The sequence below is a fragment of the Mesorhizobium sp. 1B3 genome (assembly GCF_050958605.1).
Classification (GTDB): domain Bacteria; phylum Pseudomonadota; class Alphaproteobacteria; order Rhizobiales; family Rhizobiaceae.
The window spans coordinates 210846-236056 of record NZ_JBJHDO010000006.1; the positions used below are offsets into that span (position 1 = coordinate 210846).

Here is a 25211-nt window from a genome sequence, read left to right on the forward strand (position 1 = left end):
GCCTTGGACACCATCATTTGAAGACGGCCCGGTATGGTTCGACGTTGTCCTTGGTGACGATCGTGACCGGCACGGCGATGTTGGCTTCGACGCTGCCACCCCCGATGATGGTGTCGAGCGCCTTGACGGCCGCCTCTCCCATGCCGGCCGGGTCCTGCTGGATGACGGCCGCAACATAACCTTTGTCGATGCCGGAAATGGCCTGCGCAGTCAGATCCCAGCCGAAGATCTTGATCTGATCCTGCTTGCCCTGGCTTTCCACGGCAGCGACGGCGCCCAGCAACGCCGGCTCGCCGGTGGCGTAGATCGCGTTCATGTCCGGATTGCCGGTGATCAGGTTCTCTGCCGCGGCAAGGGCCGTGTCCTGGACGTTCTGGCCGTCGACCACGGCGACCGTCTCGATCCCCTCCTTGCCCTTGATTGCATCCTCGAAGCCCTTCTGGCGGACATTCTGGATATAGGAGTTCAAGGCGCCGACGATGCCGATCTTCGCCTTGCCGTCCATGTTCGTCTTCACATAATCGAGGAAATGCGCGCCCATATCAGCGCCGGCCTTGGCGTTGTCGACGCCGACCTGCGCCTTTTGCGGGCCCTCGGGCAGTATCGCGTCGATAGCGACGACCGGTATGTCGGCGTCGGCCGCCTGCTTGACGGCAGGCATGATCCCGTTGACGTCGATGGCAACGACGATCAGCCCGTCGACCTTCTGCTGGATGTAGGTCTCGATCGCGCTGTTCTGGGCGGCCGGATCGTTGTTGGCGTTGAAGATCACCAGCTTGGCGCCGGCCGCATCGGCAGCCTTCTGCGCGCCTTCATTGATCTGATTGAAGAACAGGGCCTGCTGGTTGATCTGCACCAGCGCATAGGTCTTCTGGTCCTGCGCGAGAACGGGCGAGACTGCCCCGCCAAAGATGCCGAGCGCCGTGATGCCGAGGGCAGCGGTGAAAATCCTGCGTGTGGTCGTCCAGGTCATGTCGATTGTCCTCTGAAAGGTTGTTCCATTGCACGTTATCGCTTCGCGGGCGGGGCAACGGATTCCCGCACGACGATCTCGACTGGCATCAGTTCCTCGGGCGCCGGCGACGCCAGGTCCTGCCAATTCGTTTCGGCCAGCAGCGCCAGCGAACGCTTTCCGATGGCCCGCACGGGCTGACGGATAGCGGTAATCGGCGGCGCGAAAAGATGGAACGGCGCGACATCGTCGAAGCCGACGATCGAGACGTCGCCGGGGATGGAAACCCCGCTGGCGCGGAACACCTCGACCATCCCGATAGTGATCTCGTCGGACGAGGCGAAGATCGCGGTGGCGGGCATGCCCTCGGCGAGGAAGCGCTGCGCCGCTTCGCGGCCGAACTCGATCGTGTAGGCGCCGCGATAGCTTGTTATGGCCGCACCCCCGCCCCAATGCCCGGCGAGGCCACGGCGCAGCCCCTCGAGCCGACGACTGCCGCTCAACATCTCTCCGGGGGTACCGACGAAAAGCACCTTGTGATGACCATGTTCCCCCAGATGGCGGCCGGCGAGGTAGCCTCCCTCGATATTGTCGCAGAAGAGCTTCGGCGCATGGGCGGCCGGCACGTCCTCGTCGACCACGACCACCTTGCCGACCCGGTTGATGAGCCCGGCCAGCTCTCCGTCATCCGGATGGTTGGTGACGAAGATCAGTCCGTCGACATGCTTGCGCTCGAGAAGCTCGAGATAGGCAACCTCGCGGCCCGTGCGATTCAACGTGGCGAAAAGCGAGAGCGCCAGGCTCCGGCCGTCGGCTTCTTCCTCGACCGCCGCGACGAAGGCGGCAAAGAACGGATTGGCGATGTCGGGTACGACGAGCCCGATCGTGTCGGAGCGGCCGCGGCTGAGACGGCGGGCATGCGGATTGGGGCGATAGTTGAGATCGCGGATCGCATCCTCGATGCGCTTGCGGGTGTCCTCGGGCAGAAGCAACGAACCATTCAGCAGGCGCGACACGGTCGTGACGGAAACGCCGGCCGCGCTGGCGACATCCTTCAGGCTCGTGGCCTTCTCGCGTATCTCCCGTCGGTCCATTCTCCACCCGGTAAATCGCTTTAGTAAATCGCTTTACAAATACGCGGCGAAATCGCCCCGGAGTCAAGCCGTTTTGTTCACCGCTTGCACACGAAGGGTCCGAACCCAACCAGACCATTCAGGGTTGTGCCCACCGGTATGTCATCGTATCACAAGCAGATGACGATGATCGGGGACGTCTCGCGGCCGCTGAATCTTACGGTTTGCCTCGCAATGCGTTACTGGCCGCAACTGCTGCTTCTCGCCGCGTTCGGCTACATCGCAAGGGATCTCCTGATGGAGGCCGCGGTGACCGCCGGTTTGCGCAATGCCCTTGCCGGAATGGTCATCCTGTCGCTCATAGTGCTCGTAAAGCTTGCCGTCATCGTCACAATGTTTTCGGTGCTGCGGCCGGCGCTGCCCGGCATCACCGAGCTGAGCGGCGGCAACGCTTCCCAAGCGGAGCCAGAGAAGAAAGGCGCGGCGGAAGGGCGGCTATTGGCCGTCACGGCGGCAGCGATCCTGCCCTTTTTCGTCTACTATGCCGCCTGGGGTTTCCTCGCTGACACGGTGCGCGAATATTCGCGCGTCGCCCTTGCACGCACGCCTTTCGGCGAGAGCGCCAACTTTCTCGATCTCGCCCGCTCGCGGTGGGTTTTCTACTCGATTGCCGGGATCTGGCTGATCCGATGGATGGCAAAGCGCTTGAACGATCGCGTCAAGGTGCCCTATTGGCGCTTCCTCGTCGTGGCCTGCGATGCAAGTTGGGTGTTCATCGGCCTCTACGCGCTCAGCACCTTCAAGGATCAATTGATCGAATTTTTCAGCTCAGGCAGCTTCCTGGGAGGCGATGAGCAGTCATGGGGATCGCTGGTTTCCATGGCCGCCGCCGCCGGAGATTTCACACCGGTCGAACTCGTCGAGCGGGACTTCTGGAGCCAAGCGCAGAGCCTTTTTTTCTTCGCTCTGCTTCCGTTGGTCTGGCTCGTGATGGCGGCGATCATCAACGGCTACGAGATTTCAGGAAAGCCCTCCAGGGAAGACCGCGCGGCCGCGTCGCGCTGGCGCAAATGGACTGGTGATTTCATCGGCCATTTCATAGCGGGCTATCGGTCGCGCTATGCGCCGGTGTGGAAATGCGTGCGGCTGACGATGAGCGCCAGCATCGCGACCTTGTTCACCTTCGTGATCGCCTACCAGGCGATCTCGTGGCTCGGCGCATGGGCCTGGGTCGGCGCGACGCGGCTGATCGGGCCCCACGACCTCACCACGTGGCAGTTTCTCTCTTCCCCAATCACGCTGTTCCTCGGCAGTCCGAGCGATCTCGACGGGGGTATTCTGCTCGATGTGCTACGCATCTGCCTGCTCGCGGCGGTCCTGGACTGCGCTCTGAGGGGCAGCACCTACTCCAGTCGCAGATAGGCCGGGCGCTCGCCCATGACCGCGATCACGATATCCAGGCTGTCGAGTTCGGCCGGGATCGTGAATGTCTCGGCCACCGCGATCCGATCCCCTGCTTTTGGCGCATTCGAAAAAGCCACATTGCACGACGGCATGTCGGAGACCTGCGGCCGAGCCTCTCGAAGCGCCCTGGGGGCCAGGAATAATGGCTTCCAGCGTCGGCCCTCGGAATCCGTCAGCGTGACTTCGCACGGGCCACCGGCTGCAAAAACAGCAGGATCGGTAATCGTCGCTTCGATTTCGGCTAGCACCGTGGCGGCAGGCTTGCCGGGGACGGCAAGTTTGTAAACGCCCGACAGGCGCCATTCGGCTCCGGCATAGGAGGCCTTCCCACCCCTGGGCGCGATGACCGGCTCGAGCTCGAGGGTTTTCCGCCATTCCAGCGCCCCCTCGTAGGAATGGAGCAGCACGGCAGCGGGAAGAACGAGGACGAGCGTCCCGATGCACCACCACCGTGTACGCCGCTCGCGCGACGTCATTGGCGCAAGTGCAGTCATTGCATCGACATCCGCCAGTCGGCCCCGTCCCTGGCAATCCGGGCGGAGTTCGCGACGAGGAGCGGTTCGTCGAGTTCGATCACGATCCGGATTTCGCTGTCGAGCGGAGTGTAGGCATTTTGAGCCACGAGGAGCGTCGCCCCGTTCGCCTGGTCTTCCGGGAATTCGAACACGAGAAGCACCTGGCGTGGAGGTAGCCCTGGCTCGAGCCGGTCGGACGAAATATCACCGGGCATGTTGGAAAGGCGACCGCTCATGAGATAGCGCGCGCCATTCGGCGCAAGCCACTGCGCGGCCATGACCGTCACGCTTTCGCGTCCAGCCTCCGCCCGCGCCTCCACGAGTGCCCAGAGACCCGACGTGGTGTAGGTCCGCTCGCGCCCGAAGGATTCGACCGTGATTTCACGAGCCAGCGAGACCTTGTCGACCGTCAGAGCGAAGTTACGCGCCGAGAGTTTGTCGCCGATTCCGCCGGTCACGGCGATCGGCCCTGTGATCTCGGCGTAACCTGGCATCGTTCTCTGCAATCCATAAAGGATAAGGACCGCCGCCAGGAAACCCAGAAGCCTTGCCCCGGTCCGGATCATTGCTCCCCATCTCCCTTGCCTGTGGAGACCGACAGTTCGACCAAGGCTATGGGCGGGCGGTCGAACCAGCCCGGCGCTCCGTAGAGGTTGTCCCGTCGCTTGTAGATCTGGCCGGCCACGTCGATGCGTATCGCGGCGGGAGGAGGCGCCGTTTCCGGCCACTCCCAGATCGCCACGACCCGCTCGGGCATGTCGGGCTCCAGAGTGACGGCGATCGCCTTGTCTCGCCACAGGTGGAAGACTGGCTTCTCAAGCCCCGCCGGCGGATGCTCGATGGTGAACAGATCCGAGAATGTCCCGCTCGACATGGCCGAACGATTGGTCAGCTCGACGTCCACGGCAAGCTTGTCTTTCGTGGAGCCGTCGGCCGTGGCCTTGTGGAAGGTCGCACCGCGCAGCACGGCCGTCCACCGACCCGTATCGATCGGCTGCCCGGCGACGACTACCGGCAGTTGCTCGGGATTTGCGGCTTCATAGAGAGCATAGGAAAGCGAAGCCACGCCGGCCAGAATCGCGCCAAGGCCAGTGACGGCGAGGGTGACGGCGCGCTTGCGCAATGAAGCGAAAGTGACGCGCTCCAAGAACGATCCTCCAGGTGCCGCTCCGGTTTATCTCTCGCGCGCTCCATGGCAACCCTTGATTGTCTCGGCTCGATCAAAAAAGGTCACAAATCGAAACAGATCTACTGAGCCCCGTCCTCTGACGAGGAGTCGGGTCCTTTCAGCCGCACGCCGTTCACGCTCACCGATCCATCGGCTTTCGCCTGTACTACCCACTGCGTGCGACCGTCAGGCAAGGCCTTGCCGAACCCCTTGGCGACCAGCGCCATCGGTAGATACTGCCCGATCTTCGGCTCACTTTTCGAAGCGGCATGGAGTTTCTCGATCATTTTGTCGAAGCCAGCAATCTCGACCGTAACGTTCGCCTCCGGCTTGGCCGCGGGGAAAGTCACCTCGCCCTCCACGGCCACTTCCGTGTCGGCATTCCTCGCCGTGCTGCGCGAGATGACGACTTTCGGAGGATTCGTCTTGAAATCCGCCGCGATGCTGTTGACGACTTCATCCGGCAACATGGGATCACGGTTGAGATCGAGACCGTCGATCACCTTGCGCGCGGCGGCTTCGAGATTGAAGCCGACGCTGCTGACATTGAGGTCGAGATCCGTCGGCAGCAAGGGTACGGTCCAGGCAGGAACCACGTTCAAGGGCATCGTCATGCCGGCCATGCCGAGCTTGTAAGTGATCGTAGCGTTCTGCACGAGGCCATCCATGCCGAAACCACCGGTCATGGATTGCGCGAGAAAGGCGCCGAGCGGCGTGTCCACCTTGAGATTGTCGAAACGATAGGTGCTGTCCAGCCTGTTCCAGACCGGCAGGGCGGCGAGAAGCCTGTCCTTGAACTCCGCCTCATTCGCGGCAAGCTTGCCCTTGTCCGGATGGGCGACGCCGAAGGCCAGGAGGTCAAGCAATGCCCGCGTGCGATAGCCTTGGGCATTGCCGTCCATCTGCAGATTGTCCGACGTGACCGTCAGGGGGACGCTCGGCCCGCCGGCATCGCCGGTGATCTGCACGGTCTGCATGAAATCCGCAGCCGTCTGGTTGAAGGTGACATCCACACCGCCTCCGGGCGAGGCTGCACCCGTCATGCTGAAACCGCCGCGCCCGGTGCTTGCCTGCATCTGCTGCTCGGGGTCCCTGGACGACATGGTCATGCCGCCCTGCGTTCCCTCCAGTGAGAGGAATGCCGCAAGCGCGGAATCGTAAATGCCGGAGAACTTCCCGTCGGCGATCGACCATTGCATGAAATGGCGGCCTTCCGGCCCGTCAGCTTCGAAAGAGCCCGCGGGAAACCCGTCGCCGCTCACGTCCCATTTTCCGTCGGCAAGCGGCTTGGCAAGCACCGAGAAGGGCGCGACGTCGACCTTGGCCTTCGCCTCGGGCGGGATCAGTCCGGCGAGCATGTTGACCTCCAGCATGATCCGGTACGCATTCCCCTCCGGGGCGATGGTCACCACTCTGTTGGCGATGGCATCGGCCCCGATGTAGCGCGAGAGATCCTGTGAAAGGCGCGCCGCGCCCTCGGCGTCGACGGTCTGGCCGAACGCCGGCGAGACAAGCGCAAGCCCGAAGGCGATCGGCAAGAGACAACGCATGGAGGTCCTCCGTTATCGACGATCCGTGGATTTCGTAAGCAATTGCGAAACCGACGGCAAGCTGGGCAATAATTTCAGAATTTCGATTGCATTTTTTTGCAATCGATGTTAGCTAACTTTGACAAGCAGATGCAGCGAGGGTAGATAGAATGAAGAAGGCCTCGGACAAGTTCTGGAATTCGCCTCAGCCCACAGTGGCCGATCCCGAAGCAGCGCCCGGCGCAGGCGATCGCCGGGAAGGCACGGGCCGGACCAGCGATGCAACGCTCGCTGCCATTGTACCGCTGGTGACGGGTTTTTACGAAAAGCGCTCCGGATCGGTCCAGTACGTCGTGGCCGATCCCGCGACCAATCAATGCGCCATCATAGACCCTGTCCTCGATTTCGACGAGAAGTCCGGCAGCACCGCTACGCGCAGCGCCGACGCCATCCTCGATTTCGTCAAGGCGAATGATCTGACGGTGCAATGGATCCTCGACACGCATCCGCACGCCGACCATTTCTCCGCCGCCCGCTATCTCAAGGACAAGACGGGCGCGCCGACTGCCATCGGTGAGAAGGTCGTCGAGGTCCAGAAACTGTGGAAGGATATTTACGGCTGGCCCGACTTCCCGGCCGACGGCTCGCAGTGGGACAAGCTGTTCGCGGCTGGCGAGAGCTTTTTGGTGGGATCTCTTCCGGCGAAGGTCATGTTCTCTCCCGGCCATACGCTCGCCTCGATCACTTACGTGATCGGCGACGCCGCCTTCGTGCACGACACGTTGTTCATGCCCGACAGCGGAACGGCGCGGGCGGATTTTCCCGGCGGCAGTGCCAGCAGGCTCTGGAAGTCTATCCAGGACATCCTGGCGCTGCCCGACGCAACGCGCGTCTTCACGGGCCATGACTACCGCCCGAATGGGCGCGAGGCACGGTGGGAAAGCACAGTCGCCGAGCAGAGGGACACGAACTCACATGTCTCGAAGTGCCAGACCGAGGCCGAATACGTTGTGCTGCGGGAAGCTCGCGACAAGACGTTGCCGATGCCGAAACTGATCCTGCACGCGCTGCAGGTGAACATCGATGGCGGCCGCCTGCCCGAGCCCGAGGCGAACGGCAAGCGCTATCTGAAATTCCCGCTCGACGCGCTGGATGGCGCCGCCTGGGAGTAGACGATGAAGATCCCGCCCACCGCTGCGGTTTCGGAAATGCTCGACAATGCCGTGGAAGCCGCCGAATTCCTGAAGAAGCTGGCGAACCCGACGCGGCTGATGATCGTCTGCGCTCTTGTCGACGGGGAACGTTCCGTGCGCGATCTGGAGGATACGCTCCATATTCGCCAGCCGGGCCTGTCGCAGCAGCTTGCGGAACTGCGTGAAGCCGGTTTCATCGAGGGCCGCAAGGAATCGAAGTCCGTCTTCTATCGCCTGGCCGACGATCGCATCGCCGGCTTCATCGACGTCATGTACCGCATGTTCTGTGAGCCTGCCGAAAGCGTGCAAGCCGCCGCCAAACATTAAGACCCTCCGCTCAGGAAATCCGCAATTGACCGAGTTCACCCCCCTTGCGTCCCTTGTCGGGGGCGCCATGATCGGCCTTTCGGCCGTGCTGCTCATGGCCTGGGAAGGCCGCATTGCCGGGATCAGCGGCATCGCAGGGCGGCTCCTGCCGCCCTATCGCGACGGTGCGTTTACCTCCCGGCTCGGTTTTGTCGTCGGCTTGATCGCTGCGCCCCTGTTGGTCGCGACGGTCACCGGCGGTGAGATCACGCAGACGGTTTCATCCAACATTCCCCTGATGGTCGTGGCCGGCCTCCTCGTCGGGTTCGGCTCCGTCTACGGCAATGGCTGCACCAGCGGTCACGGCGTCTGCGGCCTTTCGCGCCTTTCGCTGCGATCGTTGGTCGCCACGCTCGTCTTCATGTCCACGGGCTTCGCCACCGTGTTCCTTGTCCGCCACGCCATCGGAGCTTGAGGCATGTCGTTCCTGGTCAACCTGCTGCTTGGGCTCCTGTTCGGGATCGGACTGATCGTGTCGGGCATGGCAGATCCCGCCAAGGTCCAGAACTTCCTCGATCTCTTCGGCACCTGGGATCCCTCGCTCGCCTTTGTCATGGGTGGCGCCGTGCTGGTGGCGTTCATCGGCTACCGAATGGTGCTAAGACGCGGCAAGCCGATCGTGGGAGCCAAGTTCCATCTGCCTACGAAGGTCGGAATAGACAGTGGCATCATCGTCGGCCCGGCGCTGTTCGGCATAGGCTGGGGGCTCGGCGGCTTCTGTCCCGGCCCCGCCCTGACCGCTCTCGGACTTGCCCAGGCTGGAACGCTCGCCTTCGTACCTGCGATGCTGGTCGGAATGTGGCTGGCAAAGGCGGCGCCAGGCTCACGGTGACGGGATAATCAGCGCAGTACCTCCCTAGATCGCGAGTGAGAAGCGGCAACTGGGCACGGCCGCGATTTCAACTCCTTGCCCGATCGAGAAAAGCATCGAGCTCCTCGAGGCTTTCGTAGCGGACCGGGAGCTCCGCAAAGATGGTATCGTTGATCAGTATCGGTCCACGAAGAGCAGCTGCCTCCAGTCCCGCAATCGACCAATCTGCCCGGTTCGGGTCGTCGGTCACCAAGTCCAGCAGCACATTGGCGTCGACAAGTGTCACGCTTCGCCACGCGTCAAGGCCATCATTGCGTCCTTGCTCAGGCCTTTGACCACCGCGCAAGGACCACAGTCGCGCCTGGCCCAACCACCGATCCCAAAGCTCAACTTGGCATTGCCAGCCGGCCGTGCCATGTTTCCATACGATGTCCAGCCTGAACTTCCGGAGTCATCCTCCGGAAAGGAGGAGTTTTGGCGCCAGTGACGAATGACACTGCCTGGATTTCATGTGGCGCGGCCGAGGCGCGAACCGCCACTGCGCCGCACGCAGCCACGGCGCAGTCATCTTCGGTCGTCGGCGCCGGGGTCCGGGCGCATCAAGCCGGGGCGGCATGATCGTCGGCCCATTCCCCAAGATTTCGAGGATAGACGCGGCCAGCTCCGAGCCGCGCGGGGAGCGCATTCAACGATAAGACGATAATCGAAGGAGGAAGCAGAGCATGAAGTTCACAAGGCGTGACGTTCTCCAGACCGCGGCTGGTTTGGCCGCCGCCGGCGCCGTCGGCGGCCGCTTCGCCGCCGGCCCGGCAATTGCCCAGGAACTCAAATACAAGCCCGAGGAAGGCGCGACCCTGCGCCTGCTGCGCTGGTCGCCCTTCGTGAAAGGCGACGAAGACCAGTGGCTCGCCAACACCAAGCGTTTCACCGAAGCGACCGGCGTCGAAGTGCGCGTCGACAAGGAGAGCTGGGAGGACATCCGCCCCAAGGCTGCGGTGGCGGCCAATGTCGGCTCGGGGCCGGATATCATGCTCGTCTGGTTCGACGACCCGCATCAATATCCCGACAAGCTGCTCGACGTGACGGAACTCGGCGATCTTCTCGCCGGCAAATATGGCGGCTGGTATGACGGGCCGAAGGATTATGCCAGCAAGGACGGGCGCATGATCGGCCTGCCGCTCGCGACGATCGGCAACGCCATCGTCTATCGCGAGAGCTGGGTGAAGGAAGCCGGCTTCTCCGAATTTCCGAAGGACACGGCGAGCTTCCTCGAGCTCTGCAAAGCGCTGCAGAAGAACGGGCATCCGGCCGGCTTCACCCACGGCCACGGCGTGGGCGACGGCAACAACTACGCCCATTGGCTACTGTGGAGCCACGGCGGCAAGATGGTCGACGAGAACGGCAAGGTGGCGATCAACAGCCCCGAAACGCTGGCTGCGGTGAACTACGCGATCGAGCTCTACAAGACCTTCATTCCGGGCACGGAGAGCTGGCTCGACGTCAACAACAACCGCGCCTTCCTCGCCGGCGAACTCTCCGTCATCGCCAACGGCATCTCGGCCTACTATTCGGCGAAGAACGATCCGAAGCTCGCCGAAATCGCCAAGGATATCCGCACCGCCAGCCTGCCTGTCGGGCCCGTGGGCAAGCCCGTAGAGCTCTATCAGGTGACCAGCGCGGTCATCTTCAAGTACACCAAATACCCGAACGCCGCGCAGGCCTATTTGCAGTTCATGTTCGAGCAGCCGCAGATGGCGGAATGGATCACTTCCTCGGCCGGCTATTGCTGCCAGACGCTGAAGGCCTATGCCGACAATCCGGTGTGGGGCGCCGATCCCAACAATGCGCCCTATGCGAAGGCATCCGAAACGCTGCGCCCGAACGGTTATGCCGGCCCGCTCGGCTATGCCTCGGCCGCGACCATGGCCGACTACGTGCTGGTCGACATGTTCGCGAAAGCGGTGACCGGCCAAGCCTCCCCGGAAGACGCGATCGCCGAGGCGGAGAAGCGGGCGAACCGTTATTATCGGGTTTGACATCGACCTCGGCGGCGCGCCCGGCGCGCCGCCGAGACATCCCTAAGGCCAAGAGAAACGGGATGGTTCGATGGTGTCCACCGCCCCTGAATTGACGAGCGCCCATCCGCGCACGTCGTTGCTGTCGCGCATGGCCAACAGTCACAACTGGCTGGGCTTCTGGTTCATGCTGCCGGGAGCCGTGCTGCTGCTCCTCTTTCTCACCTACCCGCTGGGACTCGGCGTGTGGCTCGGCTTCACCGACGAACGGATCGGCCGGCCCGGCATCTATATCGGGCTGGAGAATTACGAGCTGCTTTGGCAGGACAGCGTGTTCTGGCTCTCGGTTTTCAATACCCTGCTCTATACGATCGTCGCCTCGGTGCTGAAATTCGGGCTTGGCCTGTGGCTTGCCCTGATCCTCAACCAGAACCTCCCATTCAAATCCTTCTTCCGCGCCGCCGTGCTCCTGCCGTGGGTCGTGCCGACCGTGCTCTCGGCCATAGCCTTCTGGTGGATCTACGACGCCCAGTTCTCGATCATCTCCTGGGCGCTCCGGGAACTCGGCCTGATCGAGGGACGCATCAACTTCCTCGGCGATCCCACGAATGCGCGCGCCTCCGTGATCGCCGCCAATGTCTGGCGCGGCATCCCCTTCGTCGCGATCACCCTGTTGGCCGGGCTGCAGACCATTTCGCCCTCGCTCTACGAAGCTGCGACGCTGGATGGAGCGAATCGCTGGCAGCTCTTTCGCCATGTCACGCTGCCTCTCCTTACGCCGATCATCGCCATCGTCATGACCTTCTCGGTGCTGTTCACCTTCACCGACTTCCAGCTCATCTACGTGCTGACGCGCGGCGGGCCGGTGAATGCCACCCATCTGATGGCGACGCTCTCCTTCCAGCGCGGCATCTCCGGCGGCCAGCTCGGCGAAGGCGCGGCGATCGCCGTGGCGATGATCCCGTTCCTGCTGGCGGCCATCCTGTTCAGTTATTTCGGCCTGCAGCGCCGGCGCTGGCAGCAGGGAGGACGAGATTGATGAGTGCATCGGACGGGAAGGGTTTCCCATGGCAGTGACGACCACCTCCAAGCGCGGCGACGAAGGCGGGATGAATTATCTCCAAAGCCTGCCGCGACGTGTCGTCACCATCTACATCCCGCTCGCCATCTTCGTCATCGTGCTTCTCTTCCCCTTCTACTGGATGACGATCACGGCGCTGAAGCCGAACGAGGAGATGACGGACTACAACAATTACAGCCCCCTCTGGGTCGTCCGGCCGACGCTCCAGCACATACGCTATCTCCTGTTCGAAACCTCCTATCCGGGCTGGCTTCTCAATACGATCATCATCTCGGTGGCCGCCACCTTCCTGTCGCTCATAGCCTCGGTGCTGGCTGCCTATGCGATCGAGCGCCTCCGCTTCAACGGCTCGCGGTCGATCGGGCTGGCGATCTTTCTCGCCTATCTGGTGCCGCCGTCGATCCTCTTCATCCCGCTCGCCGTGATGGTGTTCAATCTCGGGCTTTACGACACGCGTTTCGCGCTGATCCTCACCTATCCGACCTTCCTTATCCCGTTCTGCACCTGGCTGCTGATGGGTTATTTCCGCTCGATCCCCTTCGAGCTCGAGGAATGCGCCCTGATCGACGGGGCTACCCGCTGGCAGATCCTGACCAAGATCGTGCTGCCGCTTTCGGTGCCGGGTCTCATCTCGGCCGGCATCTTCGCCTTCACGCTGTCCTGGAACGAGTTCATCTACGCGCTGACCTTTATCCAATCGTCGGAGAACAAGACGGTGCCTGTCGGCGTGCTGACAGAACTCGTCCGTTCGGATGTCTATGAATGGGGAGCATTGATGGCAGGAGCGCTGATCGGCTCGCTGCCGGTGGTGATCCTCTACTCGTTCTTCGTCGAGTACTACGTCTCGTCCCTCACCGGCGCGGTGAAGGAGTGATTGTCAAGCGGCCGAAACCATCGGCATTTGGAGCCGCGACCGCGCGCCGCACCCGTCGGCGCAAAAGCCAAGCGGCTGGATAAGGCCGCCCCGCGCTTGAGGTGATCTGGATGTGTCGACATCCAGATCAGCGATAGAAATAGATCGGGGCCCGAGCGGAGAAACGAAACCGCGCCCGCCCGAGCCCCACCCCCGCCTATTCCGCGGGAAGCGGACGTGCTTCGCCGGAATCACCCTTCGTTTCCTCGCTCCTGCGGCGTCCAAACGGGTCCATCACGAAGACGAAGAAGACGGGCACGAAGAGCACGGCGAGCACGGTCGCGGAGATCATTCCGCCGAGCACACCCGTGCCGATGGCGTTCTGGCTGGCCGCGCTGGCCCCGGTTGCGACCGCCAGTGGCACCACGCCCAAGGTGAAGGCGAGGGAAGTCATGATGATCGGGCGGAAGCGCATCCGCGCCGCCTGAACGGTGGCGTCGAACAACGACATGCCTTGCGCCCGGAGGTCCTTCGCGAACTCGATGATGAGGATCGCGTTCTTGGCGGACAGCCCGACGATGGCGATAAGGCCGACCTTGAAGTAGACGTCGTCCGGCATCTCGCGGATCATCACCGCAAGAACCGCCCCGATGACGCCGAGCGGCACGACCAGCATGACCGAAAGCGGAATCGACCAACTCTCGTAGAGTGCTGCGAGCAGCAGGAACACGAACAGGATGCTGAGCGCGAAGAGCAGCGGCGCCTGCGATCCGGACTGGATCTCCTGCAGCGACTGCCCTGTCCATTCGAAGCCGAAGCCCGCCGGCAAGGTCCTGGCGATGCGCTCCATCTCGAGAATGGCGTCGCCCGTCGAGAAGCCGGGGGCCGCCTGGCCGCTGATACGCAGGGAGGGATAGCCGTTGTAGCCCGTCACCTGGGTGGGGCCCTTGATCCACTCGATGCTGGCGAAAGCCGACATCGGAACCATGCCGCCGCTGGCATTGCGGACCCGCAGCTCGAGTAGCTCCTCAGTCCGCATGCGCGAACCAGTGTCGGCCTGGATGGTCACGCGCTGCATGCGCCCGGCATTCGGGAAATCGTTCGCATAGACCGAGCCGAGATTGGCGGTGATCGTCGCATTGATATCGGCAAAGGCGACGCCAAAGGTATTTGCCTTCTCGCGATCGATGACGAGATTGACCTGCGCCGCGTCGGGAAGACCAGCCACGCGCATGCCGACGAGGATAGGCGACTTGGCGGCCTCTTCGAAGAGCTGATCCTTGGCCGCTGTCAGCTCGGCCTGCCCGCGACCGGACCTGTCCTGCAGTCGGAACTCGAAGCCGCTCGCCGTGCCGAGACCGGAGATCGGGGGCGGCGACAGGGCGAACATCTGCGCATCCTTGATCTGGCTGAACTTGCCGTTGAGGCGTGCCGCAAGTGCTTGCGCGGAATCCTCCGGCCCGCGCTCCGACCAGTCCTTGAGCGTTACGAAGGACAAGCCCGCATTCTGGCCAGATCCGGAGAAGCTGAAGCCCCTGAGCGCGACGACGTTCTGCACGGCAGGTTCCTCGGCGAGGATGGCCTCCATCTTCTCGATAACGGCAGATGTTCGGTTGGCGCTGGCCTCGGCGGGCGCCTGGATGTCGACGAGGATGAATCCCTGATCCTCGTTCGGCAGGAAGGAGGAGGGAAGCTGCAAATAGGCCCAGCCGAGCCCGGCGAGCAATGCGAGATAGACGATCATGAACCGACCGGCGCGGCGCGCCACGCCGCCGACCAGGCCGCTGTAACCGCGCGTCGCGCTGTTGAAGCCACGGTTGAACCAGCCGAAGAACCCTTTCCTTACGTGATGCCCGTGCTTGATGGGCTTCAGGAAGGTTGCGCAGAGCGCCGGCGTCAGCGTCAGCGCGAGAAAGCCCGAGAACAGGATCGACACGACCATGGTCAAGCTGAATTGCCTGTAGATCACGCCGACCGCGCCCGGAAAGAAGGCCATCGGCACGAAAACCGCCGTCAGCACCAGCGTGATGCCGATGATCGCTCCGGTGATCTGGCTCATCGCCTTGCGGGTCGCTTCGCGCGGGCCAAGCCCCTCCTCGGCCATGATGCGCTCGACATTCTCCACCACCACGATGGCGTCGTCGACGAGAATGCCGATCGCCAGCACCATGGCGAACATGGTGAGCACGTTGATGGAGAAGCCCGAGGCGAGCATCACGGCGCAGGTGCCGAACAAGGCGACGGGCACGACCAGCGTCGGGATGACCGTGTAGCGGAAATTCTGCAGGAACAGGAACATCACGGCGAAGACGAGCACCATCGCCTCGATCAGCGTGTGAAACACCTTCTCGATGGAAACCTTGACGAAGGGCGAGGTATCGTAGGGGATCTGGTATTCGATCCCTGGCGGGAAGAACTGGGCAAGCTCGGTCATCTTGGCCCGGACCGCCGTCGACGTCGCCATGGCGTTGGCCGTGGGCGTAAGCTGCACGCCGATCGCCGCGCTCGGCTGGCCATCGAGCCGGCTTGCGAAATTATAGCTCTCGCCGCCGATCTCGACCCGCGCGACGTCGCGCAGCCGCACCAGCGAACCGTCAGGATTGGCCCGCAGCACGATCGAACCGAATTCTTCGGGCGAACGTAGTTGCCCCCGCACCAGAACGGTGGCGCTGATCTGGTTCTCTGCCGGGCTGGGCTCCGCGCCGATGCGGCCGGCCGCAACCTGGGCATTCTGCGCGCGGATCGCGGCGAGCACGTCGCTTGCGGTCAGCTTCAGCCCCAGCATCTTGTCCGGGTCCATCCAGATCCGCATGGAACGAGGCGAAGCGAAGAGCTGCGCGGTGCCGACACCGTCGATACGCCGGATTTCACTAAGGACGTTACGGTTGAGATAGTCGCCGAGGCCCACCGCGTCGACCGAGCCGTCCGGCGAGCGTACGGCTATCATCAGGAGGAAGCCGGAGCTGGACTGCTCGATGCGGATGCCCTGCTGCGTCACCGATTGCGGCAAGCGCGGCTCGACGCGGCGAACCCTGTTCTGAACCTCGACGGCCGCATCGCCGACATTGGTGCCAGGAGCGAAGGTGACGGTGATGGAGACGCGGCCGGAAGCATCCGACGTCGATTCGAAATAGATGAGACCGGGCGCGCCGTTGAGTTCGTCCTCGATCGGGCGCGTCACGCTCTGATAGATCTCTTCCGGCGAAGCACCGGTATAGTTGGTGCTGATCGAAACCTGGGGCGGCGCGACGTTCGGATATTGCGCGACCGGCAGCATGGGTATGGCGATCACACCCGCCAGAATGATGAAGATCGCGACCACCCAGGCAAAGACCGGACGGTCGATGAAAAAATGCGGCATGAACAAGGTCCTTTTCGACGACCCCGCCGAATGCCCGCGGCGAGGTTACGAATGCATCGGCTTGAAGGCTGGAACGACTCCCGAGCGCGACGCTCAAAAGGTTGAAGCGGCTCCTCCCGCTCGACCGCAATCTATCGAGTGGCCGTCCCCTCAGCCTCACGTGCTGCCGTCTTCCATTCCGCCGGCGCCACTTCCGCCCCAGGCTTGATCTTCTGGAAGCCTTCGACGACCACCCGATCGCCCGAAGCGAGGCCGCCCGCGATGACGAAACGGTTGCCTAGGCTACGGTCCACCTGCACCTCGCGCGACACCACCACGTTCTTCGTGTCGACGACATAGACCAGGGCCTTGCCGCCGGAGTCACGCTGCACGGCCTGCTGGGGAACGGCGACCGCGTTCTGCTGGATGCCCTGCTCGACAAGCACGCGCACATACATTCCTGGAAGCAGGTCGCCATTCGGATTCGGGAATTCGCCACGCAACGTCACCTGGCCGGTCGTCTCGTCGACCGCAGCCTCGGAGAAGAGCAACTTGCCGGGATGGGCATAGTCGCTGTCGTCGTCCAGCTTCATCTTGACCGGTGCCGAGGCCTGACTGGCAAGCGAACCGGCCTGATAGGCATGGCGCAAGCGGAGAAGCTCGTTTGCCGACTGGGTGAAGTCTGCATAGACGGGATCGAGCTGCTGGATCGTAGCTAGGCTTTCCGCCCCGTTTGCGCTGACCAGCGCACCTTCCGTGACGATCGCGCGGCCGATCCTTCCGTCGATCGGCGCCCGCACTTCGGAATAGTCGAGATTGAGCTGGGCTTCGGCAAGATTGGCTTCGGCCAAGGCGACATCGGCATCGGCCTGCGCAAGCGCTGCCACCGCATTGTCGAGCTGCTGGACCGAGGCGATGTTGCGCTGCTTGAGCTCCTGCTGCCGGTCTGCCTGCTGGCGTGCCTGCAACTGCGTTGCCTTGGCGCGCTGCAAAGTGGCCTCGGCGCTGGCCACACGCACCCGGAAGGGCTCAGGATCGATGCGGTAAAGCACGTCGCCCGCCTTGACCATGCTGCCTTGCTCGAAGACGCGCTCGACGATGATGCCGGAAACGCGCGGACGCACCTCCGCTATACGGGTCGGCGCGATGCGGCCGGGCAACTCGTTCATGACCGGAAGGCTTTCCGGCACGACGGTCACCACGCTCACGCCGGCAGGCGGAGGCGCCGCTGCCGCAGCCTTGTTGTCGGCTTCGCTCGGGGTGCAAGCTGCCAAAACAGGAAGAAGAAGAAGTATCGCTATGCCGGAATTTTTCAGGGAGCGCATGCGGGAAACTCGTTCGAAGGTGAAGATGACGGATTGCTCGGATCGGTTGCCTTGGGCTCTTGCCCGGCAAGCCAGGCGATATCGCGCAGGATCTCCTCGAACTCATCCTTCGGCCATTTGTGCACGCCGAGGAAGTCGAGAAGTTTAAGGCCTTCGACGGCGAGCATTGCAAGCCGGGCACCCTGCGGATGGGTTGCCGAGTCGACCGTCGTGGCCAACATCCGTTCGAAGAACTGGTGGCTCAGTTGTTTGAGATCGGGTTCGCCGGCGAGGGCCACCATCATGCCCATCGCAAGCATGCGGTCCTCGTCGGACAGCTCCCGCCGGCTTGCCTGGATCCAGCTTTGGATTCCGGCATCCGGCGAAGACTCCAGACTGCATTTTATGTCGCAGACCCTTTCCCACTCGGTATCGAGGCGACGCTCGATCATCGCGCGGACCAGAGCCTGCTTCGTCTTGTAATCGTAGAGCACGCTGGCCTTGCTGATCCCGGCATTGGCTGCCACAGCCTCGATCGTCAGATTCGCCGCGCCTTCGCGCAGGAGCACGTCCTGCGCCGCGTCGAGAAGCGCCTCACGATCGATCTTGCGATGTCGACCCAAACCCCTGGTCCCTTTTTCCGAACATTTATTCGTAAATCGCTTCGAGGGCCAGCGAAATCAAGAGCGAAATGACCGTCTCACAAAGTGTTTATTGCAATGCACACAGGCGACACCATTGCGCTTGCAACTGATGCATTTCAAAAAATTTCATTGAAATACAATAGGTTAAAGCTAATGAAGCCGTACTGCGGCAAGCGGGTCGCGCCAGCATTGCTGCTTCGCACATCCTGCGGGTTACCATCATCAATGGTAGCCTTCATGGCCCACCTTGCCCCGAAATATCCAATAGGAATAGGCCGTATAAGCGAGGATGATCGGTATCATGATCACCGCCCCGACGAGCATGAAGATCAGGCTTCTGTCGGGTGCGGCTGCGTCGTGGATCGTTATCGCCCCCGGCACGACGTAGGGGAACATGCTGATCCCCAGCCCGATCATGCTCAACAGGAAGAGCCCGAGCGCCAATAGGAAAGGCAGCCTCTCGTAGCGACGATTGAGGCTGACGAGAAAAGCGATCGACGCAATGGCCACCAGCAGCGGCACCTGCGCGGTGAAGAGCACGTTCGGCCAGGCGAACCAGCGCTCGTAATAGGCCTGTTCGAGGAAAGGGGTGAAGGCGCTGACCAGCGCCACGCAAATGATGACGCCGATGCCGGACAGGCGGGCCAGTCGGAACGCGTGGTCCTGGAGCTGCCCTTCCGCCTTCATGATCAGCCATGTCGCGCCGAGCAGCGCGTAGCCGATGATCAGGCTGACGCCAGTGAGAAGGCTGAAAGGCGACAGCCATTCCCACCAGCCTCCGGCATATTGCCGGCCGGAAACCGTGATCCCCTGAAGGATCGCGCCCAGCGTGATGCCCTGGGCGAGCGCGGCCACGAGCGAGCCCCCTGTGAAGGCGAAGTCCCAGAACTTCTCATGGCCGGGATCACGCCAGCGGAACTCGAAGGCGACACCACGGAACACCAGGGCAAGAAGCATGGCGATGATCGGCGCGTATACGGCCGGCATCACGACGGAATAGGCGAGCGGAAAGGCAGCCAGAAGTCCGCCGCCGCCGAGGACCAGCCAGGTCTCGTTGCCGTCCCAGACGGGCGCGACCGAATTCATGGCGACATCGCGCTCGTTTCCTCTCTCGAAGAAGGGAAACAATATGCCGATCCCGAGGTCGAAGCCGTCGAGCACGACATAGGCGAGCACGCCGAAGGCCAGGATGAAGGCCCAGATGGTGGGAAGATCGAGCCAGGTCATGATCGATGCCCTTCCGCCGTCGTGCCGAGCGCCCGGTCCGGGTCGACCGACGTGGCAGGCGTGATGCCCGCGGTGCGGATCGGCCCCGCCTCTTCCTCCATGCCCGGCTCCTCGACGACCGGCGTATGCCGCATCAGCCTCAGCATGTACCAGGCGCCGACGGAAAACACGGTGAAGTAGACGACGACGAAAGCCGCAAGCGACGCGGCGACGGCGGGTGCATCGAGCGGCGAGGCGGATTCGGCGGTACGCAGGAGTCCGTAAACGGTATAGGGCTGCCTGCCCACTTCGGTCGTCACCCAGCCAGCGGTGACAGCGACGAAGCCTGCGGGTCCCATGATCAGGGCGAAGCGATGCAGGCCGGCCCAGGTGTAAAGCGTGCCGCGCAGCCGGGCGATCAATGCAAGACCGCCGAGCAGCAGCATCAGGAGGCCCAGGCCGACCATGATGCGGAACGACCAGAAGACGATCGCGACAGGTGGCCAGTCTGCACGCGGCACCGTGTCGAGGCCTTCCATCGGAGCCGTGAGGCTGTGCCTGAGGATCAGCGAGCCAACCCTGGGGATGGCGAGGGAATAGCGCATGGTTGCGCCTTCCTGGTCGGGCAAACCGACGACATAGAACGGCGCGCCTTCGGGGTGACTCTGGAAGTGCCCTTCCACGGCCATGATCTTGACCGGCTGGTGCTCGAGCGTGTTGAGCCCGTGCAGGTCGCCGGCAATGATCTGCAACGGTGCCGTCACCACGATCATGCCCATCGCCATCGCGAACATCACGCGCGCGCCTTCGTTGGCGCGGTTTCGCAGGAGGTGGAAAGCGCCCACGGCGCCGACCACCAGCGCCGTCGTCAGATAGGCGCCGAAAACGGTGTGGACCAGACGGTAGGGGAAAGAGACGTTGAAGATGATCTGCCACCAGTTGCCGGGAACGAATTGCCCTGCATCGTTGATGAGGTGACCACCGGGCGTCTGCATCCAGGAATTGGCCGAGAGAATCCAGAAAGCAGAGAACAAGGTCCCAACCGCCACCGCCAGCGTGGCGACGAAGTGCAGACCGCGCCCCACGCGGCTCATTCCGAACAGCATCACGCCGAGAAACCCCGCCTCGAGAAAGAAGGCCGTCAGCACTTCGTAGGCCATGAGCGGACCGATGATCGGGCCGGCCCTGTCGGACAAGACTGACCAGTTGGTCCCGAACTGATAGGAAAGCACGATGCCCGACACGACGCCCATGGCGAAGCTCAGGGCGAAAATCTTCATCCAGTATTTGAACAGGTTGAGGTAGACCGTCCTGCCAGTCCAGAGCCAGAGGCCTTCCAGGACCGCAAGATAGCTGGCGAGGCCAATGGTGAAGGCCGGGAAGATGAAGTGGAACGAAACCGTGAAGGCGAACTGGAGACGGGCGAGGAAGATGGCGTCAAGTCCGTCGAGCATCACGGTTCTCCGATCAGCCGTCCCCTGCGCAAAACTAGCATACCGACAAGTCCCTGCAAGTACAGTATGCACATTTCTGGCGCGCACAACCTCGCTGCGACGAGCGTCTTCGACACCGATCTCCACTTTGGTCGCCGATGCTGTAACGATGTCTGGACGCTAGAGCTGTAAGGAGATGAACCCGATGATCACGCCCGCCCAATGTCGAGCCGCCCGAGCGCTGGCCGAGCTTACACGTGCCGCCCTTTGCCGCATGACCGGCGTCGAGGAAAGCGCCATCGAACGTTTCGAGCGCAAGATCGACGAGCCGGACGAGCAGACCGTGGCGAAGCTTCAAAATGCGCTGGAGGAGGCCGGTGTCGTGTTCATCCCTGAAAATGGCGGAGGCGCAGGCGTCCGGCTGAAGTTCAACAGTTCGGTGACGCGGCGCCTCGGCATCCTCGAGGGCGAAGGTGGTATCGTGCGCAACGACGACGTGCCGTGACACCCTGTCGGCTCGCCGGGTTTCTGCTCCCGCGACGACTTTCCGCATCGGACGCGCCAGCAAGTGTTGCCTGAGGGCGGCCATTGGGAACCGCCACTTGCCGTCGCCGCCGGGAGATACGCAACGCGGCCCGACGTGATCAGCCTGCACGGACATGGTTAATGGATCGTTGAAGCGGCGACAGGCGTGATGGCGAATCCTTTCCTATGCGTACCCGCTGCGTTATCCTGAGACCTGCTGCGACCGGCAGAGCCGGGGCGGAAAACACTGCGGCAACGCCGGATAGGCTGGCGTTTCGAGAGTAAATGGGCGGGGCGGACAATGCCGCTGGGGGGCGGTCGCAATTTGAGCGGGTGAGCCGGAGGTGGATATCGGCGACTGGCTAGGCGGTCTCGGCCTGCAATCCTATGAGCAGGCGTTCCGCAGCCATGCCGTAGACATGGAGGTCCTTCCTCTCCTGACAGTCGACGACCTCAAGGAAATTGGGATTGCGGCCGTCGGCCATCGCCGCAGGATCCTCGATGCGATCAAGCTGCTGCAGCGAGAGGCTGGGGAACACGCCGCGCGCGGGTCGGCCGAGCGCCGGCAACTCACCCTCGTCTTCGTCGACCTCGTCGGATCGACCGAGTTAAGTGCCCGGTTGGATCCAGAGGAACTCGGAGAAATGTTGCAGTCCTTCCGGGACCTCGTCGCTGGCGAGATCGTCCGGTTCGAGGGTCACGTCGCCAAATTCCTGGGAGACGGCGTGCTTGCCTATTTCGGCTGGCCGCGCGCCAGCGAAGACGCGGCCGAACGGGCCATACGCGCCGGCCTGGCGATCACGAAGGCTCTCGCCGACATGGCGGGCCGATCCGGCGAGCTCCTGTCCGCTCGCATCGGAATAGCGACTGGGCTCGTTGTCGTAGGCGACCTGATCGGCGCCGGCCCGACCCGGGAAGAGGTAGCCGGAGATACACCGAATCTGGCGGCCCGCCTGCAACAGGTGGCCCAACCCAATGGCGTCGTCATCGGGGAAAGCACACGCCGCCTGGTGGGCAGTCTGTTCGAACTGGCGGGACCCGATATCTATCGTCTTAAAGGGTTCGCCGAGCCAGTAACGGCATGGCGCGTCGTCGGCGAAGGCGGCGCGGACAACCGATTTGAAGCCCTCCACGGCATCCAGCTGACGCCTCTTGTCGGGCGTAGCGAGGAACTCGAAGCGATCCTGTCGGGCTGGGGGCGAGCCAAGCAGGGAGACGGGCAGGTCGTCCTGATCTGCGGCGAAGCCGGCATCGGCAAGTCGCGACTTGTTCATGCGCTTCGCGAGGCGCTCAAGGCCGAGCCGATCACCTGGATCGGCTACGACTGCTCGCCCCAGCACAGCAGCAGTGCCCTTCACCCGTTCATAGCCCAAATCGAACGAGCGGCGCAGTTCGCGCCCGGCGACACCAGGGAGAGGCGGCTCAAGCTCTTGGATTCGTATCTGCGCGAGGGCGTCGGGGACGTTCCGGGCGACGAGGTGGCGCTGCTTGCCGATCTGCTCGGTCTCTCGAATGGAGCGAGCGACCCCGACCTCTCGCCGGAAGAGAGAAAGGCGCGGCTCTTTCAGTCGCTTTTTGCACGGCTGGAAGGCATGGCAAAGCGCGGCCCGCTTCTCATAGTGCTGGAAGATGCGCATTGGCTCGACCCGACCTCCGGCGAGCTTTTCGCTCAGATGGTCCAGCGCCTTCGCTTCCTGCCTGCACTTCTGGCCGTAACCTCCAGGCCGGAATTCTCACCGGAGTGGTCGGACTTGCCGCATGTCACGTCCGTGAGATTGGAGCGACTGCCGCCGCTCCAGGCCAAGTCGCTCATTGAGCGCGTCGCGAAAGGCAAGACCGTGCCGCCCGTGGTTCTTGACCGGCTTCTCGAAAGGACGGAGGGGGTTCCGCTTTTTGCAGAGGAACTGACCCGCGCGGTTCTCGAAACCGGCCTGCTCCGCGACTGCGGCGATCGGTACATGCTCTCGGGTCCACTGCCTTCGCTCGCCATTCCGGCAACGCTGCAGGATTCGCTGATGGCGCGTCTCGACCGCCTCGCACCAGTCAAGGAAATTGCCCAGATCGGAGCCTGCATCGGCCGCGAGTTCGGCCATCAATTGCTTGCCGCCGTCGCGCCCCTCCCTGAGCGCGATCTCACCGCCGCACTTGATCGTCTCGCCGATGCAGGGATCATCTTCAGGCGCGGAGCGGCTTCGGTGGCGACCTATGTCTTCAAGCACGCGCTGGTACGCGACGCCGCCTATGAAAGCCTGCTCAAGCGCCGTCGCCAGGAACTGCACGAGCAGGTCGCCACGGCCCTCCTTGAACAATTCCCCCAACTCATCGAAGTGCAGCCGGAACTCGTTGCCCGTCATCTCGGCGAGGCCGGATTGCTCGAAAAGGCCGTTCCGTATTGGCTTCAGGCCGGTCGCCGCGCCGCTGCTCGCTCGGCCAATGTCGAGGCGATCGCGCATTTGAACGCGGGAATGGACAGTCTGCAGGCTTTGCCTCCCGGCGAGCCACGCTCACGCCTCGAACTGTCGCTGCAACTGGCCCTTGGCGGCCCCTTGCTCGCCACCAGGGGGTTCGCTTCGAGCGAGGCCGAGGCGGCATACCAGCGCGCCCAGGAGCTCAGCCGCGAATTGCGGAGCCCTGGCGAACTGTTCGTCGCCCTGCGCGGTCTGGGCTTCGTCTATCATGTACGTGCCAATCTGCGGGAAGCGACGGCCCTTGCCGACGAAACCGTCGCACTGGCCGAGCAGAGCGGCGAGCCGGGGCTCCTGACCGAGGGCTACCATCTGGCAGGCGCCCTCACCTTCCACCTCGGCCGCTTCCAGACCGCCCGGCGCTGGCTGGATCGAAGCATGGAAGCCGGTGAAAATCACGGCCGCTATCACTCCGAGATCTATGGCATGAACATGGGTGTCTTCTGCCGCGCCTATATCGGCCATTGCGACTGGCATCTCGGCTACCCCGCCCGGGCACTCAGGAGCGCAGAGGACGGGCTGGCGATCGCGCGCGAGGTCTCCCACCCCTTCAGCATCGCGCTGGCACTCTCCTATCTTGCCATGCTGCGTCAGTTCCGGCGCGAGCCGCAGGCTGCACTGGAACTGGCGGAGGAAGCGCAGGAGATGTGCGCGAAGTTCGGCTTCGACTACTACCAAGCCTGGAGCGATCTCGTTCATGCCTGGGCCGTCGCCGAAATCCGCCACTCACCCGAGAACCTGACAGGCTACCAGCGCGCTTTGGAGAGTTTCCGACGCACGGGCGCCGGGCTGCGCTATCCATATTATCTCGGGACCCACGCCGCGATGCATCGCCAGGCCGGCGATGCGGCGACAGGGCTGACGCTCGTCGAAGCCGCCCTCGCTGCCGCTGAGACAAGCCATGAAAGCTGGTGCAACGCAGAACTCCATCGCGAGCGCGGTGAGCTACTGCTCGCCGGACCGGCGAAGGCGGAGCTGCTGGCCGACGCCGAATTCCAGACAGCCATCGAGATCGCGGCGGCCCAAGGCGCCAAGCTACCGGAGCTTCGCGCCACCGTCGCACGCGCCCGGCTCCTGGCCGCCCGCGGCGACTGGCGGAAAGCCAAGGAGACGCTCTCCCCGATCTATCGCTGGTTCGGCGAGGGCCTGGAAACGCCGGATATGATCGACGCGCAGCACCTCCTGGCCGATCTGCAGTAATGCCGGAACATGCCGCCCCGCTGTTTGTCAGAGCACAGGCTTTGTTCTTTTCTTCGTGTCAACGTCGAGACGCA

General features: G+C 63.2%; 21 protein-coding genes and 1 pseudogene. 10 read left to right on the forward strand and 12 right to left on the reverse strand.

Annotated features, from left to right (window positions below):
- Positions 1–13: 13 nt before the first annotated feature.
- The gene (locus tag ACCO56_RS18305; protein ID WP_433642248.1) at positions 14–973 is read right to left on the reverse strand and encodes a substrate-binding domain-containing protein; all 960 of its coding nucleotides are present in this window, start codon (positions 971–973) and stop codon (positions 14–16) included.
- Positions 974–1008: 35 nt separating this feature from the next.
- Positions 1009–2046, reverse strand: coding sequence for a LacI family DNA-binding transcriptional regulator (locus ACCO56_RS18310; protein ID WP_433642249.1), 1038 nt, complete (start codon positions 2044–2046; stop codon positions 1009–1011).
- Between the two features lie 165 nt (positions 2047–2211).
- On the opposite strand from ACCO56_RS18310, the gene ACCO56_RS18315 reads away from it, so the two are divergent.
- Complete coding sequence (locus tag ACCO56_RS18315; protein WP_433642250.1) at positions 2212–3447, forward strand: hypothetical protein; 1236 nt, start codon at positions 2212–2214, stop codon at positions 3445–3447.
- On the opposite strand, the gene ACCO56_RS18320 is transcribed toward ACCO56_RS18315, so the two are convergent.
- From ACCO56_RS18320 to ACCO56_RS18335, 4 genes are all read right to left on the reverse strand, one after another.
- The gene (locus ACCO56_RS18320) at positions 3429–3983 is read right to left on the reverse strand and encodes a hypothetical protein (protein ID WP_433642251.1); all 555 of its coding nucleotides are present in this window, start codon (positions 3981–3983) and stop codon (positions 3429–3431) included. The two genes, ACCO56_RS18315 and ACCO56_RS18320, sit on opposite strands and share 19 nt — an antisense overlap.
- Positions 3980–4570: a hypothetical protein gene (locus ACCO56_RS18325; RefSeq protein ID WP_433642252.1), complete on the reverse strand. Its 591-nt coding sequence runs from the start codon at positions 4568–4570 to the stop codon at positions 3980–3982. Before ACCO56_RS18325 ends, ACCO56_RS18320 begins: the two co-directional genes overlap by 4 nt.
- Complete coding sequence (locus ACCO56_RS18330) at positions 4567–5151, reverse strand: hypothetical protein (RefSeq protein ID WP_433642253.1); 585 nt, start codon at positions 5149–5151, stop codon at positions 4567–4569. The genes ACCO56_RS18325 and ACCO56_RS18330 overlap by 4 nt, the downstream gene beginning before the upstream one ends.
- A 101-nt stretch (positions 5152–5252) precedes the next feature.
- Complete coding sequence (locus ACCO56_RS18335; protein WP_433642254.1) at positions 5253–6722, reverse strand: hypothetical protein; 1470 nt, start codon at positions 6720–6722, stop codon at positions 5253–5255.
- A gap of 149 nt (positions 6723–6871) precedes the next feature.
- On the opposite strand from ACCO56_RS18335, the gene ACCO56_RS18340 reads away from it, so the two are divergent.
- Genes ACCO56_RS18340 through ACCO56_RS18355 form a run of 4 tightly spaced genes read left to right on the forward strand, consistent with a single transcriptional unit; the run spans position 6872 to position 9092 of the window.
- Positions 6872–7873 carry an MBL fold metallo-hydrolase gene (locus ACCO56_RS18340; RefSeq protein WP_433642255.1) on the forward strand — a complete coding sequence of 334 codons (1002 nt, stop codon included), beginning with the start codon at positions 6872–6874 and terminating at the stop codon, positions 7871–7873.
- A gap of 3 nt (positions 7874–7876) precedes the next feature.
- The gene (locus tag ACCO56_RS18345; RefSeq protein ID WP_433642256.1) at positions 7877–8221 is read left to right on the forward strand and encodes an ArsR/SmtB family transcription factor; all 345 of its coding nucleotides are present in this window, start codon (positions 7877–7879) and stop codon (positions 8219–8221) included.
- A 25-nt stretch (positions 8222–8246) separates the two neighbouring features.
- Positions 8247–8675 (forward strand): YeeE/YedE family protein, encoded by a 429-nt coding sequence (locus ACCO56_RS18350; protein ID WP_433642257.1) that lies wholly within the window; start codon positions 8247–8249, stop codon positions 8673–8675.
- Positions 8676–8678: 3 nt separating this feature from the next.
- Entirely contained in the window at positions 8679–9092 is a 414-nt protein-coding gene (locus ACCO56_RS18355) for a DUF6691 family protein (RefSeq protein WP_433642258.1), read from the forward strand.
- Between the two features lie 76 nt (positions 9093–9168).
- Here the strand turns inward: ACCO56_RS18355 and ACCO56_RS18360 are convergent.
- A pseudogene (locus ACCO56_RS18360) lies at positions 9169–9357 on the reverse strand (DNA-binding protein); the annotation flags it as partial.
- 436 nt (positions 9358–9793) lie between these two features.
- On the opposite strand from ACCO56_RS18360, the gene ACCO56_RS18365 reads away from it, so the two are divergent.
- From ACCO56_RS18365 to ACCO56_RS18375, 3 genes are all read left to right on the forward strand, one after another.
- Positions 9794–11107, forward strand: a complete 1314-nt coding sequence (locus ACCO56_RS18365) for an ABC transporter substrate-binding protein (RefSeq protein ID WP_433642259.1) — start codon at positions 9794–9796, stop codon at positions 11105–11107.
- Positions 11108–11237: 130 nt separating this feature from the next.
- Positions 11238–12125 carry a carbohydrate ABC transporter permease gene (locus tag ACCO56_RS18370; RefSeq protein ID WP_433642403.1) on the forward strand — a complete coding sequence of 296 codons (888 nt, stop codon included), beginning with the start codon at positions 11238–11240 and terminating at the stop codon, positions 12123–12125.
- Positions 12126–12153: 28 nt separating this feature from the next.
- The gene (locus ACCO56_RS18375; protein ID WP_433642260.1) at positions 12154–13041 is read left to right on the forward strand and encodes a carbohydrate ABC transporter permease; all 888 of its coding nucleotides are present in this window, start codon (positions 12154–12156) and stop codon (positions 13039–13041) included.
- A 196-nt stretch (positions 13042–13237) separates the two neighbouring features.
- Here the strand turns inward: ACCO56_RS18375 and ACCO56_RS18380 are convergent, their stop codons facing one another.
- From ACCO56_RS18380 to ACCO56_RS18400, 5 genes are all read right to left on the reverse strand, one after another.
- Entirely contained in the window at positions 13238–16381 is a 3144-nt protein-coding gene (locus ACCO56_RS18380) for a multidrug efflux RND transporter permease subunit (RefSeq protein WP_433642261.1), read from the reverse strand.
- A 131-nt stretch (positions 16382–16512) separates the two neighbouring features.
- Positions 16513–17685 carry an efflux RND transporter periplasmic adaptor subunit gene (locus tag ACCO56_RS18385; protein ID WP_433642262.1) on the reverse strand — a complete coding sequence of 391 codons (1173 nt, stop codon included), beginning with the start codon at positions 17683–17685 and terminating at the stop codon, positions 16513–16515.
- Complete coding sequence (locus ACCO56_RS18390; RefSeq protein ID WP_433642263.1) at positions 17673–18287, reverse strand: TetR/AcrR family transcriptional regulator; 615 nt, start codon at positions 18285–18287, stop codon at positions 17673–17675. Before ACCO56_RS18390 ends, ACCO56_RS18385 begins: the two co-directional genes overlap by 13 nt.
- Positions 18288–18530: 243 nt before the next feature.
- Entirely contained in the window at positions 18531–19535 is a 1005-nt protein-coding gene (gene cydB, locus ACCO56_RS18395; RefSeq protein WP_433642264.1) for a cytochrome d ubiquinol oxidase subunit II, read from the reverse strand.
- A complete protein-coding gene (locus tag ACCO56_RS18400) occupies positions 19532–20968 on the reverse strand; it encodes a cytochrome ubiquinol oxidase subunit I (protein ID WP_433642266.1) in 1437 nt (478 codons plus the stop codon). Before ACCO56_RS18400 ends, cydB begins: the two co-directional genes overlap by 4 nt.
- 184 nt (positions 20969–21152) lie before the next feature.
- Here ACCO56_RS18400 and ACCO56_RS18405 point away from each other — a divergent pair, with 184 nt between their 5' ends.
- Both ACCO56_RS18405 and ACCO56_RS18410 read left to right on the forward strand, forming a co-directional pair.
- Complete coding sequence (locus ACCO56_RS18405; RefSeq protein WP_433642267.1) at positions 21153–21452, forward strand: helix-turn-helix domain-containing protein; 300 nt, start codon at positions 21153–21155, stop codon at positions 21450–21452.
- 364 nt (positions 21453–21816) lie between these two features.
- On the forward strand, positions 21817–25137 hold the full coding sequence (locus ACCO56_RS18410; RefSeq protein ID WP_433642268.1) for an AAA family ATPase: 3321 nt from the start codon (positions 21817–21819) through the stop codon (positions 25135–25137).
- Positions 25138–25211: the final 74 nt, after the last annotated feature.